The sequence below is a fragment of the Cocleimonas flava genome (genome assembly GCF_004339015.1).
In the GTDB taxonomy this organism is placed as follows: Bacteria; Pseudomonadota; Gammaproteobacteria; order Thiotrichales; family Thiotrichaceae; genus Cocleimonas; species Cocleimonas flava.
Window position 1 is genome coordinate 350,809 of sequence record NZ_SMFQ01000003.1, and the last position, 19,223, is coordinate 370,031.

The window sequence follows — 19,223 nt, forward strand, 5'->3', positions numbered from 1 at the left end:
AATGATAGCAAATTTAGCCAAAACACAAAAACCACTTCTAGATACATAAACGGCTATTAAGGTATCATATCAAGCTATGTTAACCATCCATACCAGTAATCAATTAGAACAACTTAAAAACCAGTTTTCTAAACTGATAAAAACGCCTTTAGATAATGTATTTGCGACTGAGATAGTGGTTGTACAAAACGCTGGCATGGCTCGTTGGTTATCAATGCAATTAGCTGATAGTTCTGGTGTCAGCGCCAATACTAAATTCCTTTTTCCTGCTGAATTTATGTGGCATTTATTGCGTCTGGTTTCCGAAGATATACCTGAAAAAAACCAATGCACGCCTGAAACCATGCGCTTTCATATTATGCGCGAGTTAACGCAGAACCCACAAGATTATGCGGAAATAGCTCACTATATCGGTAATCTTGAGCAACAAGATGCATTGGCTACCTGGGAATTATCCTGTGAAATTTCACAATTAATGGATCAATACCTTTTTTACCGAAGCCATTGGATTCGTGATTGGGAAAAACCAGAATGGAACAGTGATAACAACTGGCAATCTCGACTCTGGAAACGCTGTGTTCAAGATAGAAATTTAATCCATTGGCTAGCCTTACAGGATCAATTCAAACAATCATTTGAATTACTCGACAAAAGTAAACTAGACGAACGTATTACGTTTTTCTCGATGTCTGCTTTATCTCCCGGTTATATCGATATGTTAGGAGAATTAGGCGCTAAAACCGATGTGCATCTTTTTATGATTAACCCTTGTGAAGATATTTACTGGGGTGACATTCAATCTGAAAAAAGCATCGCTAAAATGGATCCTGAAACTAAAAGCTATATGGATATACAGAACCCTTTATTGGCTAGCATGGGCAAACAAGGGCGTGACTTTATCGATAAATTATTAAACCTTCCTAGCTACGAAGAACAGCAGGATTACGATTTTGATGACGGAATACAAGATGACTGTTTACAAGTAGCAGGAAAGCAGCCAAGCCTTCTAAGTATTTTACAAAAAGATATCGAGCAATTAGCCGAACCCCAAGCACTCGCGATTGATCAAATCACGAATTTAGATAACAGCATATCAATCAACGCCTGTCACACCGCCATGCGCGAAATTGAAGTGCTATATGATCAAATCCTCAATGAACTAGATTCAGATCCTACTTTAGCACCCAGTGACTTTGTGGTGATGATGCCAGATGTTGAAAAATATGCGGCTTATATTGATGCTGTTTTCTCAGCGTCAAACCCCTCTTTGCCCTTTAGTATTGCAGACCGTGAAGCACTCAATGTCTTTCAAATTATCGAAGCTTTAGAGAAACTCTTCACCTTACCCGATAGCCGTTTTGAAGTTGAATCGGTTTTTGAACTGCTAAATTACACTGATATCAGTGATAAGTTTGATCTGGATAACAATCAGATTGCTACCTGTCGTGAATTAGCCAAAGCAACCAATATACGCTGGGGCATCAATGCTGCCAACAGAAAACAGAACCAACTCCCATATACCGAAGAACACACCTGGAAATATGCATTAGACCGTATTCTGCTTGGTTATAGCCTGGGCGAAGATATTGATACATTAGTTGCTTCATTAACATCAGAAAAACTATTTGAGTCAGACAGGTTGTTATCATTATTGGCATTTACCGACATTGAAGGTAGCGAAGCGCTAATGCTGGCTAATTTCAAGCAGTGCACAGATAGCATTTTTTCAATACAACATTGGCATTCACTGGAACTCACCCTGTCTCAATGGATAGATAAAACCAAACACCTGATTCAATCAGTTATGGTAGAAAATACCGATCAACAAGTTTTAATCAATGCTATTTCAAACCTGAAAGAAATGGGCGACTTTACTGAATTCGATCAGTTACTTACCTATAACGTGTTTAACAAAATGCTGATGTCCTGTTTCCAGTCGATATCCGCCAATGAAAAATACCTTGGATACGGCATAACTTTCTGTGCTCTGGTGCCAATGCGAAGCGTACCGTTTAAAGTCGTTGCATTGGTTGGCATGAACGATGGTGAATTTCCCCGTCAAGACAAACACCATAGTTTCGATTTAATGGCTGATAAACCTTTAAAAGGCGATCGATCCAGGCGTGATGAAGACAGGTATTTATTTCTTGAATCAATTTTAGCGGCAAGAAATAAACTACTCATCAGCTTTAATGGTTTAAGTGTTAAAGATAATTCGGATATTCCACCGTCTGTATTGGTTAATGAGTTATTAGAAACGGTATCCGTCTACACAAATTTAGAACCCGAAGCACTCATCACCAAACATCCCTTACAGGCATTTAGCCCAAAATATTTTGAAACCAATAGTCAAAATAATGCTGATCTTTACTCTTATGCAAAAGAATATTGTTCCCTGAATAAGAATGAAGCACTTGCCTCTCAAATTTTTATTCAAGAGGCGCTTGAAGAGCCAGACAATGGGTATAGAGATATTTCACTGGCAGATTTTATTAGTTTCTATAAAAACCCTGCTCGTTATTTTCTGAAACAACGCTTTTCCATTCAGACTTTTGATGATGATCCTAGCTTGCTGATTAGAGAACCGTTCGAGTTAGAGTCTTTTAAAGATCGTGAAATTAGAAATTTAGTATTAGAAAACCATGATGGTCAAAATGATTCTCTGGCGATTAAAGAATCGGCACATCAGGAACTGATTGCAAGAGCCAAAGGATTATTGCCCTATGGTCAGATTGGCGATGAAATCTATCAAAGAGAAAAACACATCACAGAAAGCTTTATCGATAATCTAGCAATCGAAGATACAAATGAAAAACAAAGTGCACATCACTATTTCAATATAAAGCTCGGTGATTTTTCCATACATGGCAATATCGACCAGTTAATCGATAAAGGTCGTTTAGTCAAAGCAGTGACAAAACCTTTTACGGGTGATTATATTAGTTTCTGGCTGACACACTTAGTATTAAATGCCGTTGATGACTTAAGTTGCGATAAAACGAGTTATCTTTTTTCTCCCGATGTTGATCTACAACTTACGCCAGTCGATGATGCTAAAAACCGACTTCAGGAACTATTAGAGTATTACTGGAAAGGACTGAGTTTCCCCTTATTATTCTTTCCGAAGAGTGGTTTTGCCATGTACAAAAAACCCAGCGATACCAACCATAAAGAAGCACAGGACAGATGGCAAGGCAGCGATATGTTTGCTGGAGAAAAAGACAGTTTTGAACACTGGTTATTACACAGAACGTTAGAAATGGATAAAAACAATCTTCCTCAGGAATTTCTGGATATTAGCCAAAAGGTTTTTGGTGATATGTACCTATTCCAATATCTGAATGAAAACGACTAATTTGAATGATGTGTGGATGTTTCAACTAAAAAAACGACCTATAAGTAGGGGGGTCACTTTAGATATTTCAGATACAGACGATTGACAATTACATTCGCTGATTTTTTTACTCATCTGATTTTCTCTTTACCTTTATCTTCTCTTTCTCTTTAACTTTCTCTTCATCAAAATCTTTCGCTTTATGGCTTTCTGTTTCTTTCATAATATCCATCAATCTAGCTATAAGTAAAAACCTATAGCAACTATAAATAATTCCTGCTGTTATCCTATTAAACCTGTGGAATAAAGGGTATTATCCGCCACTTTCTATATTATTAGAAATAACTAATATTAGAACCATAATTTAAACAGTCTTACTATGAACCAACCTGCAGATACACCGCTAAACGACAAGGATGTAGCCACCAATAACACAATGGCCCTCGATAAAAAGGAAGTGATAAAGAAAGTTGCATCATTTGCTATTTTCGCTTTGTTGGCGTTATATTTTGCATCAATCTCACCCACAATAACCATTGCCTGGGTCGTTGCCATTCTAGTATTGACGATCTACTTGTTCGTGTTTGAAATTGTTGATATCGATGTTGCTGCAATTAGCATCATGGTTCTTCTCGGTTTAAGCAGTTTATTTGCCCCAATAATGGGATTAGATGAAGGATTAGTAGACACAAAACAGCTTTTTGATGGATTTTCGAGTAATGCGGTAATGTCTATCATTGCCGTGATGATTATTGGAGCAGGCCTCGATAAAACCGGCGTCATGTCAAAAGTATCGAGTTTTATCTTGAATATTGGCGGCACCTCAGAAGGCCGTATTATCCCTATCATATCCAGTACAGTCGCAATCATTTCATCATTTATGCAGAATGTAGGTGCAGCTGCCCTATTCTTGCCGGTGGTATCCAGAATTTCGTCTCGCTCCAACATCCCGATGTCTCGCTTGCTGATGCCGATGGGTTTTTGTGCGATTCTAGGCGGTACCGTTTCAATGGTTGGCTCGTCGCCACTCATCCTGCTGAATGATCTTATTGAAACGTCAAATATAGTTTTACCAGAAGACAATAAAATGGAGCTCTGGTCGTTATTCTCCACAACACCAGTAGGGCTTGCGCTAGTTGCTACTGGCATTCTTTATTTCGTTATATTCGGTAAATATGTCTTACCCGCAGTAAAAGAAACGGGTTCAAAAAATGACGATTTACGTTATTTTGAGGATGTTTACGGGCTTCGATACACACTACATGAAGTGGTAGTTGGTGATCAAAGCTTACTCATTGGTAAAAATCTGGATGACATTGAAACAGCCTATAAAATTCGCGTGGTTGCGACAAAACGTCCAAGACAACCTTCCCAAATAGGTGCTGGTGCGATCGATAGAGACACATCCATCGAAGCTAAAATGGTTTTAGCAATCATCTCTGAAAGCCATGATTTAAAAGCGTTTCTAAATAAATACAAATACCTGGAAAAACGCAAAACAATTAAAACTTTTGCGGATGACTTATCTCCAAACAAGACCGGTATTGCTGAAGTGCTTATACCACCAGGGTCAAGATTAGTGGGTAAAAGCGCGCGTGATGTTTGGCTTCGTAAAACCTATGGCACTGCCATGATCGGCCTTCACCGTAATGGTGAAACCTTGCACGAAGGTGATGATATTCGTAGTATCCCTTTCCAGGCTGGTGATACGTTAGTGGTATACACGCCTTGGGAAGCGTTAATGCGCATTGAGAAATCATCTGATTTCGTGGTGATTAACAACAACTTCCCACATGAAGAAGTGCGCCCTAAAAAGATTGCTTTTGCCGCCATCTTCTTTTTAATTTCGCTATACATGGTGTTATTTACAGACATACGTCTTTCCATCGCTCTGCTTACTGGTGCGACGGGCATGATAATTACCGGCGTGTTAAATATTGACGAAGCTTATCGAGCAGTTTCCTGGAAAACAGTATTCCTGCTAGCCAGTCTGATACCTTTGGGTATGGCGGTTGAGCAAAGTGGTACCGCTAAGTGGATTGCCGAGCAAACACTGTCTGTCGTTGGCGATATGCCAATCTGGGTGATTCAGGCCGCTGTAGCTATTCTGGCAACCTTCTTTACCTTGGTAATGTCGAATGTAGGGGCAACCGTTTTACTGGTGCCTTTAGCCGTAAATATTGCAATAGGTGCTAACGCTGACCCTGCTATATTTGCTCTAACCGTTGCTATCGCTACATCAAACTCATTCTTGATTCCTACGCATCAAGTGAACGCCTTGATCATGGGCCCTGGTGGATATCGAGTGCCTGACTTTATGAAGGCTGGCGGCATCATGACCATCCTGTTCTTGATTGTGATGATAGTGATGATGAATCTTATCTATTAGAATAAATACGCTATAAACTCAATCACACTTTTAAGTGATTGAGCCAACCATAACAACCTGATTTGTTCATTTAGGCACCCCCGTACTTTCAGGGCTTTTTTCTAAGAGCTCTAATGCCAGAGACTCTAATGTATCTATTAAATTAAGTCTCTATACTATTCAAAAAAAATATCTACCATTCATAGAATTGGCTTATGCGTAAAGCATAGGTTCAGACTCGTATCGTTATACTTTCAAGAGAAATATCTGGCTTAGCGCTGATCTGTTTGATTATCTTTGTTAGTTATATTCAATAATTAAAACAATTCTTTTCAGAAAAACCAAGAAAATCATACATGCCAAAAATCAAAATACATCGATCTGTAGAAGAAATTCTAATTATGTCTGCTTCGATTGTATCGGCATTAACGGTGTTACCTTTTGCAATTTATCGCTACATTAATGGCCAATATGGCATAGCGTTAGTTGAGGTTGTGGCAGTATTGATCGTAGCATCAATAGGTTTACTGGTCTGGAAAACCAGAGATACTATTTATACCAGCGCCAGTCTTTCCGTGATTATGCTGGCTGGATTAGTGGCATTGAATTATATGATTGATTCATCCATTTTTATCTGGACCTATCCAATAATAATGACGGTGTACTTCCTGAATTCAGCGAAAAAATCCGCATTAATGCTAGCTCCTACGCTACTCGCATTATTACCACTGATGTACATGGAAAAGACATCCATACAATTTGCTAGCGCCTTGGTGACAGTAATTATTACCTTAATTTTCAGCCACGTAGTCTCTAGAAAAATTAAACAACAGAATGATCGTTTACAAAATCTAATCAATTACGATGGCCTAACGGGCGCCCTGAATAGAAGATCCTTGGATGATAGGCTTGATCTGTTACAAAGTTTATATTTCCGTCACAAAACACGCGGCTCTAATATTGCTTCTGTCATACTCTTTGATATTGATGACTTCAAAATAATTAATGATACCCGAGGGCATTTGGAAGGCGACAAAATCCTGATTAATCTGACCAAACACATCAAACAGATGATCCGCAAAACGGATGAGTTTTATCGTTATGGTGGAGAAGAATTTGTAGTGATTGTAAATGGATCTAATTTATACAAATCAGGTGAACTCGCTGAAAAAATCAGAGCCGCGATAGAAAACGCAGAATTACTAAAAGATTTGACTGTAACAGCATCATTCGGGGTTGCCGAAATTCAAAGCCTGGAAGAATCACAAAACTGGTTGGCAAGAGCAGATAAAGCACTCTACCGCGCCAAACGTGCCGGTAAAAACCGTGTTTATCTGGCTAACCCGGAAAAACGAATAGATTACGAAAAAGAATACGAAGACTATAAAAAAGAAAAGTCACGAGCCTAATTTTTATTGTGGCTCTTTTGGGTCTGTTTAAACTGTTTCTTGCTATCGCGATGTTTACTCGCAAATTTCGTTACATCGCCACCAATATGTTCTTCACCGCGTTGACGCGCTAATTCAATCTGTTTTTGACGCTCCAGATAACGCTGCTTTTGGACTTCATCGGTCTGATCATGACAGTGATGACAACTCACACCGTGCAAAAAGTCAGGATGCTGCTTATCTTCTTCTGTAATCGGCATACGACAGGCGTGACACTGATCGTAAGAGCCTTTTTCAAGTTGATGATTCACTGATACGCGATTATCGAAAACAAAGCACTCGCCTTCCCACATCGAATTCTCTTCGGGCACATCTTCCAGATATTTTAGAATGCCACCTTGCAGGTGATAAACCTCTTCAAAACCTTGCGTCTTCAAGTAAGCGGTAGATTTTTCACAACGAATTCCACCCGTGCAAAACATCGCAACTTTTTTATGTTTATTCGGGTTTAGATTTTCTTCAACATAAGCGGGGAATTCACGAAATACCGTAGTATCCGGATTCACCGCATTTTTAAAGGTACCGATAGCCACTTCGTAATCGTTACGTGTATCAACCAGAATGACATCTGGATCAGAAATAAGATCGTTCCAATCTTCCGGTTTTACATAGGTGCCGACAATCTCTTTCGGATCAATCGTCTCGATACCCATGGTTACGATTTCTTTTTTCAGTTTTACACGCGTACGGTAAAACGGAATCTCATCATCATACGACTCTTTGGTATCGACTTTTGCTAAACGCGGATCATTGCGCAACCATACCAGTACAGCATCGATGCCTTCACGGGTACCAGAAATAGTGCCATTAATACCTTCACGAGCCAGCAATAAGGTGCCACGCACACCGTTATCTTCCATAACTTGATGCAATGGATCGCGGAGTGCTTCGAAATCTTCAAGAATCACAAAGTGATATAAAGCACATACTACATATTTTTCAGAAGTCATATTTGACATGGGATTAAACGTATTTGGTTAAAAAGTCGGCGTGCATTATACCTGTAAAATGAAACAGGTAAAATTCAGCACTAGTGCATTAACAATAAATGTTTAATTCAGATCAGTTGCATACTGCTTAAGAATATCCAGAGGAATAATGTCTAGGGCACGCTTATGCGTTCTGCTTAAAAATACTCTTGGAGCTGCACCATCGTTATAAGCCTCTAACCATCGTGCTGCACATAAGCACCAGCTATCGCCAGGCGTTAAGCCAGCAAAACCAAATTGAGGGGCAGGTGTTGATAAGTCATTGCCTTTAGCTTTGGAATAATCGAGAAATAATTTACTGGTTTCTACACATACGGTATGCGATCCAACATCCTCGTCACAGGTATTGCAGTAACTATCACGATAAAAGCCAGTCATCGGTGCATCACCACACATATCTAAAGGCTCACCTAATACGCTTACTGATTCATCTTTTTGCATAGTACTTTCCTGTTTATAGATCGGTTATCAGAAGATGATTAAGTCACCCCCCTACTTTGAGGCAGTTTTTTTACTGACTCATTTAACACCTTTTCATACGTGTCTAAACGTCAATAGCAACGAACTATTTACGTCTCGCTTTAAAGAATGCGCGTAAAATATCACCACACTCATCCTGCATAATACCACCAGTTACAGCAACCTGATGATTATGATAATTCTGGGAGAATAAATCGATAGCACTACCTGCAGTACCTGTTCGCGGATCTGGCGCACCAAAAAACAATTGACCTATGCGCGCATGAACAATTGCCCCGGCACACATTGTACAAGGCTCGAGGGTGACATATATTTGGGTATCAGGCAGACGATAATTATTTAATACGCGACCCGCTTCACGAATCGCCATAATCTCAGCATGTGCGGTCGCATCGTGGGTTTCAATAGGTCGATTCCAGCCTTCAGCAATCAATTCGCCATCTTTGACTATCAAAGCACCGACAGGAACCTCACCCTCATCACGAGAACGTTCTGCCAACATAAGCGCGTGTTTCATCCATTTCTGATGAACAATAGCATCTTTATCAGAAATAGAGGTCACCCCCCCACTTATAGGCGTTTTTTCAACAGACATAGAAATAATTTGTGTGTTTTTTACTACTCAGGGTGCTTCTAGAGCTTATCAATTCAAGGCGGGGAAATAGGCGCTTACAAACGTAAGTAACTATTTTCTCAACGCGGAAGTGATAAGTTATAGGAGTGCACTGTGAAGTAAAAATTATTCCCACTCGATGGTTGCTGGTGGCTTTCCTGAGATATCATAAGTCACGCGCGACACGTTCTCGATCTCATTAATAATACGATTAGACACATGACCAAGGAAGTCATAGGGCAAATGTGCCCAACGTGCAGTCATAAAGTCAATGGTCTCAACGGCTCGAAGCGCTATTACATAATCATAACGACGTCCATCTCCTGTAACACCGACAGATTTCACAGGTAAGAATACTGCAAAGGCCTGTGACGTCTTGTGATAAAGATCTTGCTTATATAGCTCTTCGATAAAGATATTATCTGCTAGACGGAGTATATCAGCATACTGCTTTCTCACTTCGCCCAGAATTCGAACCCCTAAACCAGGACCCGGGAAAGGATGGCGACGTACCATCTCTTCAGGTAATCCAAGCTCAACACCAATGGTTCGAACTTCATCCTTAAACAACTCACGCAGAGGCTCTACCAGACCTAACTTCATATCTTCTGGTAATCCGCCAACATTGTGGTGAGACTTTATTAAATGCGCCTTACCGGTTTTACTGCCAGCAGATTCAATCACATCAGGATAGATTGTTCCCTGTGCTAACCACTTCGCATTAGTCAGTTTTGAAGATTCTTCATCGAAGATTTCAACAAACAAATTTCCAATGATCTTACGTTTTTCTTCTGGATCAGTTTTACCTTCAAGCGCATCAAGATAACGTTGTTCTGCATCGACACGAATGACTTTCACACCCATGTGCTCAGCGAACATATCCATCACTTGATCGCCTTCGTTTAATCGAAGTAGACCCGTATCAACAAACACGCAGGTTAACTGTTTGCCAATCGCTTTGTGCAACATCGCTGCAACGACCGAAGAATCAACACCACCAGATAAACCAAGAATAACTTCATCGTCGCCGACCTGCTTTCTCACATTTTCAATACTATCTTCGATAATGTTTAACGGCGTCCATAACTTTGCACAACCACAAATGGTACAGGCAAAGCGTTCTAAAATTGCGCCACCTTGCTTAGTATGAGTAACTTCTGGATGAAACTGAATGCCGTAGAATTGTTTCTCTTCATTAGCAATACCAGCAATGGGTGCATTCGATGTGCTCGCCATTAATTTAAAAGACTCAGGAATCTCTACTACATGATCACCATGTGACATCCACACATCTAATAAACCGTGACCTTCTGCATTCACTTCATCCTGAATATCTTTGAATAGTGCTGTATGACCACGAGCACGAACCTGTGCATAGCCATATTCCTGATGATCAGCTCTTTCGACCTTGCCACCAAAATTCATCGCCATAGTCTGCATGCCGTAGCAAATACCTAACACTGGCACACCTAAATCATAAACCGCTTGAGGTGCAACAGGCGCATTCTCAGCAATCGTAGATTCCGGGCCACCTGAAAGAATAATGCCCTTCGCACCAAAATCTATCACATCCTGATCGCTAACATCCCAAGGGTAGATTTCACAATACACCCCAACCTCACGAATTCGACGAGCAATTAACTGGGTGTATTGAGCACCAAAATCGAGAATTAAAATGCGGTCTGTATGAATATTATTGGTCATAGGAAATAGACTTTGTTGAATGAGTTTAAATCTGTTTTATGTTTAACGAGAAACGGTAAAACACTTAGGAAAATACTTAACACTATTTTCGTAATGGTTAGATTGCTACTAGTACTTGTCAGTTCAAGACGGGTGAATGTGAAGTTTACAGTTTGTAAATGAACATTCGCCCAACGCCGAAATGGCAAGTACTAGTAGTGAGCTAATCAATTACGAATGGTAGTTTGGCGCCTCTTTGGTTATCGTCACATCATGCACATGCGACTCTTTCATACCAGCACCCGTAATACGCACAAACTCAGGCTTGTTACGCATTTCTTTTAAATCTTTACAGCCAACGTATCCCATGCTCGAACGAATACCGCCCGTTAATTGATGGATAATCGGTGATAGTGGACCTTTGTAAGGAACCTGTCCTTCAATCCCTTCTGGTACCAGTTTATCTGCCGCATTCTCTGATTCCTGGAAGTAACGATCACTTGAACCATCTGCCATTGCTGCTAGAGAACCCATACCACGATAAGATTTGTAAGAACGCCCTTGATAGATAATGATTTCACCGGGTGCTTCATCAGTACCCGCGAACATTCCACCTAGCATCACACAGTTAGCGCCAGCTGCGAGTGATTTTGCGATATCACCGGAAAAGCGAATACCTCCGTCAGCGATTAATGGAATTTCCATGCCTTTAAGCGCTTTTGCAACATTCATGATTGCTGTTATTTGAGGTACACCAACACCGGCAATCATACGCGTTGTGCAAATTGAACCTGGCCCAATACCAACTTTTACTGCATCTGCGCCCGCTTCAACAAGTGCTAATGCAGCTGCACCAGTAGCGATATTGCCACCGATCACCTGCACTTCAGGAAATGATTCTTTTACCCATTTCACACGATCAAGAACACCTTGTGAATGGCCGTGAGCTGTATCAACAATCAGTACATCGACTCCTGCTTCAACAAGTGCTTTGACACGAGCTTCTGTTCCATGGCCTGTTCCAACTGCAGCGCCAACACGTAAACTACCTGAGCTGTCTTTACATGCATTAGGGAAATCTTTCGATTTTTGAATATCTTTTACCGTAATCAAGCCACGTAATTTAAAGCTGTCATTAACTACTAAAACTTTTTCGATACGATGTGTGTGAAGTATCTTTTTAATTTCGCCTTTGCTTGCACCTTCAGATACGGTAATTAATTTATCTTTGGGCGTCATAATTGCTGATACTGGTTGTTCAAGATTTGTCTCGAAACGCAAATCACGACTGGTGACGATTCCTACTAAATCATCGCCGTTTGCCACGACAGGTACGCCAGAGATTCTGTGTTTTGCAGTCAGCGCCATAACATCGCCAACAGACACGTTTTCTGTAATTGTAATTGGTTCTTTGATGATTCCACTTTCAAATCGTTTAACAGTTGAGATGATCTTAGCCTGAGCATCAATTGACATATTTTTATGCACAATACCTAGACCACCTTCCTGAGCTAATGCAATTGCAAGTTTAGCTTCGGTAACGGTATCCATTGCGGCTGAAAGCATCGGTATGTTTAATACGATTTTTTTCGTAAGATTTGTACTTAAATCTACCTCTGCAGGTAACACATTAGAATGTGCAGGCACTAGAAGTACATCATCAAATGTAAGTGCTTCTTCAAGTATTCTCATAGGATACATCCGATTTTTATTGGGGTTTATGGTCAGATTTAAGCTTAATAGAAACCGGGTAGCTTTCTAACGTTTGGGTATAAACGTAAAATTAAAACTTAAATTCAAAAAAAGCCCTGAAAATTTATTCAGAGCTTTTAAAAATATAAGCGCCTGATTATAGTCATTGACCTTTATAAGGTAAACTGGTATCGCACTAAAAAGGCTAAATATTCGAAAATAAACTCGTTGCTCCAATACCTAAATAATCGCATACTAAATCGGTTTGTAATCGACATATAAATGGGTGAAGTGGTTGAGAATTAAAATAATGCTAATCGCATTTACTTTTGCCTTTGCAACAGAGCTACTCGCTACAGAAGTAGACGATGCTATCAAGCAAGCAAAAGCAGCACAAAAAGAAGCAGCAAGTTTAGGTTTTGAATGGCGTGACACGGGTAAAATAATAAAAAAAGCAGAAGCTGCAGCGAAAGAAGGAAAGGATAAAAAAGCCATCGAACTGGCCACCATTATTATTGACCAACTACCTGCTGTTAGAAAACAGGCAGCCATTGCTAAAAATGCTGGTCCACGTTTTTAATTTTCCTTTAAATATCTTATGTATTGCCAACCATAAATGCTAACCAATAACCGCACGATTTTAAGCGTTGCCGAACTCAATGCTGAGGTTAATCAGCTATTAACTCGTGGTTTCCCATTACTCTGGGTTGAAGGTGAAATATCTAACCTGGTTCGTCCATCTTCAGGGCATTTATACTTTACCCTCAAAGACAAGAAGTCCCAGATACGTTCTGCCATGTTTCGTAATAGAAATATGAAACTTAGCATTAAACCAGAAAATGGCATGAAGGTGTTGGTCAGAGGCAGAGTCGGATTATACGAGCCCCGTGGCGATTATCAGTTTATCGCCGAACACATGGAAGATGCAGGTGTAGGGCAACTACAAAAGCAGTTCGAGCAATTAAAGCAGAAGTTATCGGCGGCTGGCTTATTCGCGGATGAGCATAAAAAAGATCTTCCTGAATACCCAAAGCGCATCGGTATCATTACCTCACCCACTGGTGCTGCAATCCGTGACATCTTAAACGTATTACAACGACGCAGTCCTCAAACCCCTATTTTGATATACCCTGTAGCGGTACAGGGAGAGGCTTCTAAACTTGAGATTGAAACTGCCATTCGTAGAGCAGATGCTGATAACAAGTGTGACGTAATAATTCTTGCCAGAGGTGGTGGTTCGATTGAAGACTTATGGTCTTTCAACGAAGAGAATGTCGCCAAGGCAATCTATAACGCCAACACACCGATTGTGTGTGGTGTAGGTCATGAAATCGATTTTACCATAGCTGACTTTGTCGCAGATTTACGTGCTTCTACGCCTTCTGCGGCCGCTGAACTCATCACACCTGACCGAAATCAGTTGTATACCGATGTGATGCAAACCACATTGTGGTTAGAAGAACGAATGAAACGAGAAATTTCATCTCGGCAACAGCATTTTAGCTGGTTGCAATCACGATTAGCGTTACAGAAACCATCACAAAAGATTCAACAACAATACCAGAGACTCGATGAAGTTGAATCTCGTCTGCACCAACAACTTAATAAGCTTTTGGAACAGAAGAAAACACGTATCACCTATCTGGATACCAGACTAAGAGCGACATTACCGCATAGGAAGATACAGCAACAAAAACAACAAGTAGATCATTTACAGTCTCGACTTAATCAAAGCATGCAGACCAAATTAACTAAATCCAGATCGCTGTTCCAATTGCAAATGACAACCTTAGATAATATCAGTCCTTTAAAAACGTTAGATCGTGGTTATGCCATTGTCAAAAATAAAGACACAAATGCTTTAATTACATCGGTAAAGCAAACGAAGGATGTGAAGACAATCTCAGTCTCATTAAAAGACGGTGAATTTGATGCAAACCTCACCTAGTAAACATTGCACTAATGCATTTCACTAAGCCATTGCACTAACAATGAGTAAATTATCAAAGCTTTGCCCTTGTGGAACTGACCTAAATTACACTGTTTGCTGTGGGAAATTTCATAAAGGTAAAATACACGCAGCAACAGCAGAAGCATTAATGCGTTCTCGATATAGCGCTTATGTTTTAGATCTTACTCAGTACATATTTCGAACGTGGGATGAGACAACCCGACCTACTTTACAAAGTTTAAGAGACGGTAATACGCAACAGTTTATTGGCTTAAAAGTGTTATCAACAAGCAAAGGTGGCGCTGATGATGTATTGGGGACGGTTGAGTTTATAGCCACATACAAAGTTGGCGATCAATTGTTCGAACATCATGAAAACAGTCGGTTTAAACGTCATAAAAAACGCTGGGTATATGTAGAGCCGATTTAAAATAATTTTAAACTTGAGCTACACTTACTTATAAAAAGGATAAAGATCATGAACGGATTAGAAGCTAAAACCATTCAATGCCCCTACTGCTGGGAAATGTTTGAAATAACCATAGACTGTTCTGTGAGTTCTCAAGAATACGTGGAAGATTGTGAAGTGTGTTGCCAGCCCATCTTAATCAAAGCCACTGTTTCAAGTGATGGTGTTCCTGACGTAGAAGTTAGTAGAGAGAGTTAACGGCGCTAGTTAGATACAAAGCAAGCCACGTAAAATCCATGAAAATTCGTCGTAAATATCAAATGACTTTTTTCGTATAACTTGCAGTTTCCATCTCTACAATTTCTACCGTAATGGTTACAGCGCTTAACCTTAAATGATCAAACTCCTGTAATACTTTTTCAGACAAATCTTGTCGTTGCTCGACTGTTCTTCCTTGCAATATTCTAACGGTTACATGAATAAACCCTGCCTGTTTCACATCACCTTTTTGATAATACTCATAAGCGTGTGTACGTAATTTAATGTGATCAAGCTCAAATAACGCTGACTTTTTAGCACCGGTTAATACTGAATCTATCAGCTGTTGCTGAGTTACACGTGTTAGAACATCGTTTGAATGTTCGATAATACAATGCGGCATAATTTACCCTATAAGGAATAGTCTTGTGATTTCTAAAGGCACCCCCCCTACTTTGGAGGCTTTTTTTGTATTTGTTTAACAACAAGTACTAATGATACTCTGGATAGAACAATAGACACGAATAAAAAGCTACGCATAAGAATAATTAAAAGATAAACCGGGGACTCATTAATGCCGACACCGTTGAAACCAACTGAATCTACTCTCAGGCCTTGGTACTGGATTCCAACGCTATATTTTACCGAAGGACTGCCTTATTTCGCGATTGTTGTACTTTCCACATTTATGTATAAAAGCTTTGGCTTAAGCAATAGCGAAATCGCTTTTTATACCGCCTGGTTTTATTTACCCTGGGTAATAAAACCGCTATGGAGTCCGTTCGTAGATATTTACCGCACCAAACGCTTTTGGGTTATCAGCATGCAACTATTACTGGGTGCTGGTCTTGCCGGTATAGCACTCACTTTGCCGTTAGAAAATTACTTACTCTATTCACTGGTGATTTTCTGGTTACTCGCCTTTAGTTCTGCCACTCATGATATCGCAGCTGATGGCTTCTATATGCAAGTACTGGACAAAGGTCAGCAAGCGTTTTTCGTTGGAATTCGCTCAACTTTCTACCGCATCGCAATGATAACCGGACAAGGTTTAATCGTTATTTTAGCAGGTAAGCTGGAAAATATTTACGATGTAAAAACGGCATGGCAGATCACCATGGCTTTGCTGGCTTGCATATTAGTGGGTGTCTCTATTTATCATGCTTTTGTACTTCCAAAAGAAAACAAACAACCGCGACAAATCAGTTCAGAATCTCCTTTCACTTCTTATTTACTCGTATTTAAAGGCTTTTTTCAGAAACAACACGTTGTAGTATTTATTGCCTTTATCCTTTTATACAGACTCGGTGAAGCACAGCTGGGAAAGGTCGCGAGCTTATTTATGCTCGATGATAGAAGCGCCGGTGGTCTTGGGCTAAGTACCGAAGCCGTTGGCTTCATTTACGGCACTGTCGGTGTTTCTGCGTTGGTTATCGGCGGTATTCTTGGCGGTATTTTAGTTTCCAGACATGGACTAAAAGCATGGATTTGGTGGATGGCGTTAGCTATCAATTTGCCTGACCTTGCTTATATTTACCTGGCCTACGTACAACCAGAAAACTCGATAGTGATTCATATACTGGTAGCGATAGAGCAATTTGGTTACGGTTTTGGTTTTACCGCTTTCATGATGTATTTAATCTATATTGCTGAAGGAAGTTTCAAAACCGCACATTACGCCATAGCCACAGGATTTATGGCGATGGGAATGATGATACCTGGTATGTTCAGTGGCTGGATTCAGGAACAGTTGGGTTACCCACACTTTTTTATCTGGGTAATGATTGCAACTATTCCCTCTTTTTACGTGATATCTCGACTACCTTTAGATAAGGATTTCGCCAAATCCAGAGTTAATACTAAGGCCAGGCAAGACTAAGGTTAAGTCAGACAGATAGATGTGGACTTAATCATCTAGAACTAATCCGCTAAATCATTTTCTGAAATAATATAGGCTTTAGGGGTTTTAGTGTGAATTGCAACCGCATTTTTGATAAACCCTTCCGCAATCATTTCTGTCAAAACTCGATTTAATTTAGGCAATAAAGCAGCCTGACTTTTATGTATACGCATCGAAATATCAATTGCTGGTCCTGCATCATAGGCTTCCTTATAGGCATCGATATCATCATTAAGTTGACTAATCCAGTATTTTGCAGCCTGACGTTCTATGATTAAACCATCAATACGGTCTGCCTTGAGTAACTTTAAATTTATATCGTGACTGCGACTATCCTTTCTATCAACCAACTGATCATCAAAAGCTTTACCCACAAAAAAATTATGATGGTAACCTAAGATACTACCCAAGGTTTTTCCCTGAAAATCATTTATATAATCACCCGTGATTTCTGTTGAATGCTTAACAAAAATTACTTTTTGGACTTTTAAATAAGGGATTGTATATAACGAAACATCTTTATCAGCTTCTCTCCAAACTTTAGATGATGTTGGATCAATATCCAGCTGTCCACGTCTGAAATACGTCACCATTCTTTTTTGTGGAAGTTTGATTATTTCGAGCTCAACATTAAGTCGTTTCTTAATTTCAGCTAACACATCAGAAACAATACCTGATGCTTCTGTATGCTCATCATAGATGAAATAAGGGGGCCAATTTATCGCCGAAACACGCAGCTTCTCATCAGCAAAAGTATTTGATGATGAAACGAGTGAAATGAAAAAAACTACAACGATTAACGCTTTTAGCCGAGACATAAATAGTTACTAATAAAACTTATATATGCAATAAAACTAACATAGATTTATCCATGAAAAATGAAAAAATGGCAGAACGTTGATAAAAAAAGGGTAAATGGCTTGAATATAACTAGTTATTCAAATTCCATCTCAGTAAATACCTGCTGGGCATTTCTTCCTGACAGAGAATCAAAATTAAGCAGATAATTATACGCTGATTGATCAATGGAACTAATATCAGAAATATCGCCATCATTGTCGAGAAATTCAGCAACGGCTTCGCGCAAAAACACCAGATACTCGTAACTGTCTTTATTTGCAATTGCCAATGTCGTTGGATCACCATGACCCGGGATAATATGTTCTGGCTTATAAGCGGCCATCGCTTTATACACATCAATCCAGCTTTTACTGTTAGATTGGCTTCCCACGCCTAGCATGCGCTTTATATAGACAATGTCCCCCGTGAACATAACCTTATTTTGCGGCAACCAGATAAAGCTATCTCCCGGCGTATGTGCCTGCCCAGCATGGTTAATTTCAAAGCGTGTGCCGCCAAGATCAAACGTTGATTCGCTATCAAAAGTCGTATCAGCATATACTGCCTCAGTTCCTTTTAAGCCTTCATCGCCGACAAGATTCCCCAGACCAAAAAATTGATCCTGTGTTCTGTTTTTCTGATCTTCTACTGCCTCATTGCTCGCAATGATTTTTGCACCCAACGCTTTAAAGTAACCATTACCTAGCCAGCGATGATCTTGTCCACCTGAATTAATCACCCTCACTATCGGTTTGTCTGTGATGCTTTTGATGACGGCGTGAATTCTCTCCGCACCTTTATAGGTTGCGCCTGAATCAATGAGCACCACACCTTCGCTGGTTACGACGACGCCAAAGGTTGCATTATTGCCAAGGTTAGTGAGACTACGATTGCTCAACTCTCCAACAATTGCATAGACATTTTCAGTGACTTTTTTTAGCGTTAAATCAGACGCTGCAAACAAAGAATGACTAATAAGCAGTGAAGATAACAGAAACAGAAGAGCTAGAAATTTTAAGGTTAACGCATTAATTCGTAACATATTGTCCTCACATGTGCTTTTAGAATGGCAGTTAGGACTTCATTAGAACCTTGTTTCAAGCTGTTATAAATATGTATTAGTAGATAGGGGAGTAGATAGGGGAGTAAATAGGAGAGCAGATAGGAAAGCAAATAGGAGGATGCATTAATGGCACCCCCCTACTTATAGCCAGTTTTTTATTGTTATTTTTAGTTGTTAATTTTTTAGTAGTAAAAG

At 39.8% G+C, this 19,223-nt stretch carries 16 protein-coding genes; 8 read left to right on the forward strand and 8 right to left on the reverse strand.

The window, feature by feature from the left end; all coding sequences use genetic code 11:
* The first annotated feature begins 76 nt into the window (after positions 1-76).
* The 3 genes from recC (at position 77) to EV695_RS07610 (ending at position 7,111) form a co-directional block, all read left to right on the forward strand.
* Positions 77-3,355, forward strand: a complete 3,279-nt coding sequence (recC, locus tag EV695_RS07600; protein WP_131905346.1) for an exodeoxyribonuclease V subunit gamma — start codon at positions 77-79, stop codon at positions 3,353-3,355.
* 358 nt (positions 3,356-3,713) lie between these two features.
* Positions 3,714-5,723 carry an SLC13 family permease gene (locus EV695_RS07605; protein WP_243651533.1) on the forward strand — a complete coding sequence of 670 codons (2,010 nt, stop codon included), beginning with the start codon at positions 3,714-3,716 and terminating at the stop codon, positions 5,721-5,723.
* A gap of 335 nt (positions 5,724-6,058) precedes the next feature.
* The gene (locus EV695_RS07610) at positions 6,059-7,111 is read left to right on the forward strand and encodes a GGDEF domain-containing protein (RefSeq protein ID WP_131905347.1); all 1,053 of its coding nucleotides are present in this window, start codon (positions 6,059-6,061) and stop codon (positions 7,109-7,111) included.
* On the opposite strand, the gene trhO is transcribed toward EV695_RS07610, so the two are convergent.
* From trhO to guaB, 5 genes are all read right to left on the reverse strand, one after another.
* Positions 7,108-8,100: an oxygen-dependent tRNA uridine(34) hydroxylase TrhO gene (gene trhO, locus EV695_RS07615; RefSeq protein ID WP_207907061.1), complete on the reverse strand. Its 993-nt coding sequence runs from the start codon at positions 8,098-8,100 to the stop codon at positions 7,108-7,110. The genes EV695_RS07610 and trhO overlap by 4 nt on opposite strands.
* A gap of 102 nt (positions 8,101-8,202) precedes the next feature.
* Positions 8,203-8,580 (reverse strand): DUF2237 family protein, encoded by a 378-nt coding sequence (locus EV695_RS07620; RefSeq protein ID WP_131905349.1) that lies wholly within the window; start codon positions 8,578-8,580, stop codon positions 8,203-8,205.
* 124 nt (positions 8,581-8,704) lie between these two features.
* Positions 8,705-9,214, reverse strand: coding sequence for a tRNA adenosine(34) deaminase TadA (tadA, locus tag EV695_RS07625; protein WP_131905350.1), 510 nt, complete (start codon positions 9,212-9,214; stop codon positions 8,705-8,707).
* Between the two features lie 144 nt (positions 9,215-9,358).
* The gene (gene guaA / locus EV695_RS07630) at positions 9,359-10,936 is read right to left on the reverse strand and encodes a glutamine-hydrolyzing GMP synthase (protein WP_131905351.1); all 1,578 of its coding nucleotides are present in this window, start codon (positions 10,934-10,936) and stop codon (positions 9,359-9,361) included.
* Positions 10,937-11,146: 210 nt separating this feature from the next.
* On the reverse strand, positions 11,147-12,607 hold the full coding sequence (gene guaB, locus EV695_RS07635; protein WP_131905352.1) for an IMP dehydrogenase: 1,461 nt from the start codon (positions 12,605-12,607) through the stop codon (positions 11,147-11,149).
* A 295-nt stretch (positions 12,608-12,902) separates the two neighbouring features.
* Between guaB and EV695_RS07640 the strand changes: the two genes are divergently transcribed.
* From EV695_RS07640 to EV695_RS07655, 4 genes are read left to right on the forward strand one after another with little or no spacing between them, the layout of a single operon-like run.
* Positions 12,903-13,187, forward strand: a complete 285-nt coding sequence (locus EV695_RS07640; RefSeq protein ID WP_131905353.1) for a hypothetical protein — start codon at positions 12,903-12,905, stop codon at positions 13,185-13,187.
* A gap of 36 nt (positions 13,188-13,223) precedes the next feature.
* Positions 13,224-14,555, forward strand: coding sequence for an exodeoxyribonuclease VII large subunit (gene xseA / locus EV695_RS07645; RefSeq protein ID WP_131905354.1), 1,332 nt, complete (start codon positions 13,224-13,226; stop codon positions 14,553-14,555).
* A gap of 43 nt (positions 14,556-14,598) precedes the next feature.
* Entirely contained in the window at positions 14,599-14,988 is a 390-nt protein-coding gene (locus tag EV695_RS07650) for a YchJ family protein (RefSeq protein ID WP_131905355.1), read from the forward strand.
* Positions 14,989-15,036: 48 nt separating this feature from the next.
* Positions 15,037-15,225 (forward strand): CPXCG motif-containing cysteine-rich protein, encoded by a 189-nt coding sequence (locus EV695_RS07655; RefSeq protein ID WP_131905356.1) that lies wholly within the window; start codon positions 15,037-15,039, stop codon positions 15,223-15,225.
* 58 nt (positions 15,226-15,283) lie between these two features.
* On the opposite strand, the gene EV695_RS07660 is transcribed toward EV695_RS07655, so the two are convergent.
* Entirely contained in the window at positions 15,284-15,628 is a 345-nt protein-coding gene (locus EV695_RS07660; RefSeq protein WP_131905357.1) for a 5-carboxymethyl-2-hydroxymuconate Delta-isomerase, read from the reverse strand.
* 171 nt (positions 15,629-15,799) lie between these two features.
* On the opposite strand from EV695_RS07660, the gene EV695_RS07665 reads away from it, so the two are divergent.
* Entirely contained in the window at positions 15,800-17,104 is a 1,305-nt protein-coding gene (locus tag EV695_RS07665) for an MFS transporter (RefSeq protein WP_131905358.1), read from the forward strand.
* 41 nt (positions 17,105-17,145) lie between these two features.
* Here the strand turns inward: EV695_RS07665 and EV695_RS07670 are convergent, their stop codons facing one another.
* Positions 17,146-17,943 (reverse strand): substrate-binding periplasmic protein, encoded by a 798-nt coding sequence (locus EV695_RS07670; RefSeq protein WP_131905359.1) that lies wholly within the window; start codon positions 17,941-17,943, stop codon positions 17,146-17,148.
* 116 nt (positions 17,944-18,059) lie between these two features.
* Positions 18,060-19,007: an MBL fold metallo-hydrolase gene (locus tag EV695_RS07675; RefSeq protein ID WP_131905360.1), complete on the reverse strand. Its 948-nt coding sequence runs from the start codon at positions 19,005-19,007 to the stop codon at positions 18,060-18,062.
* Positions 19,008-19,223: the final 216 nt, after the last annotated feature.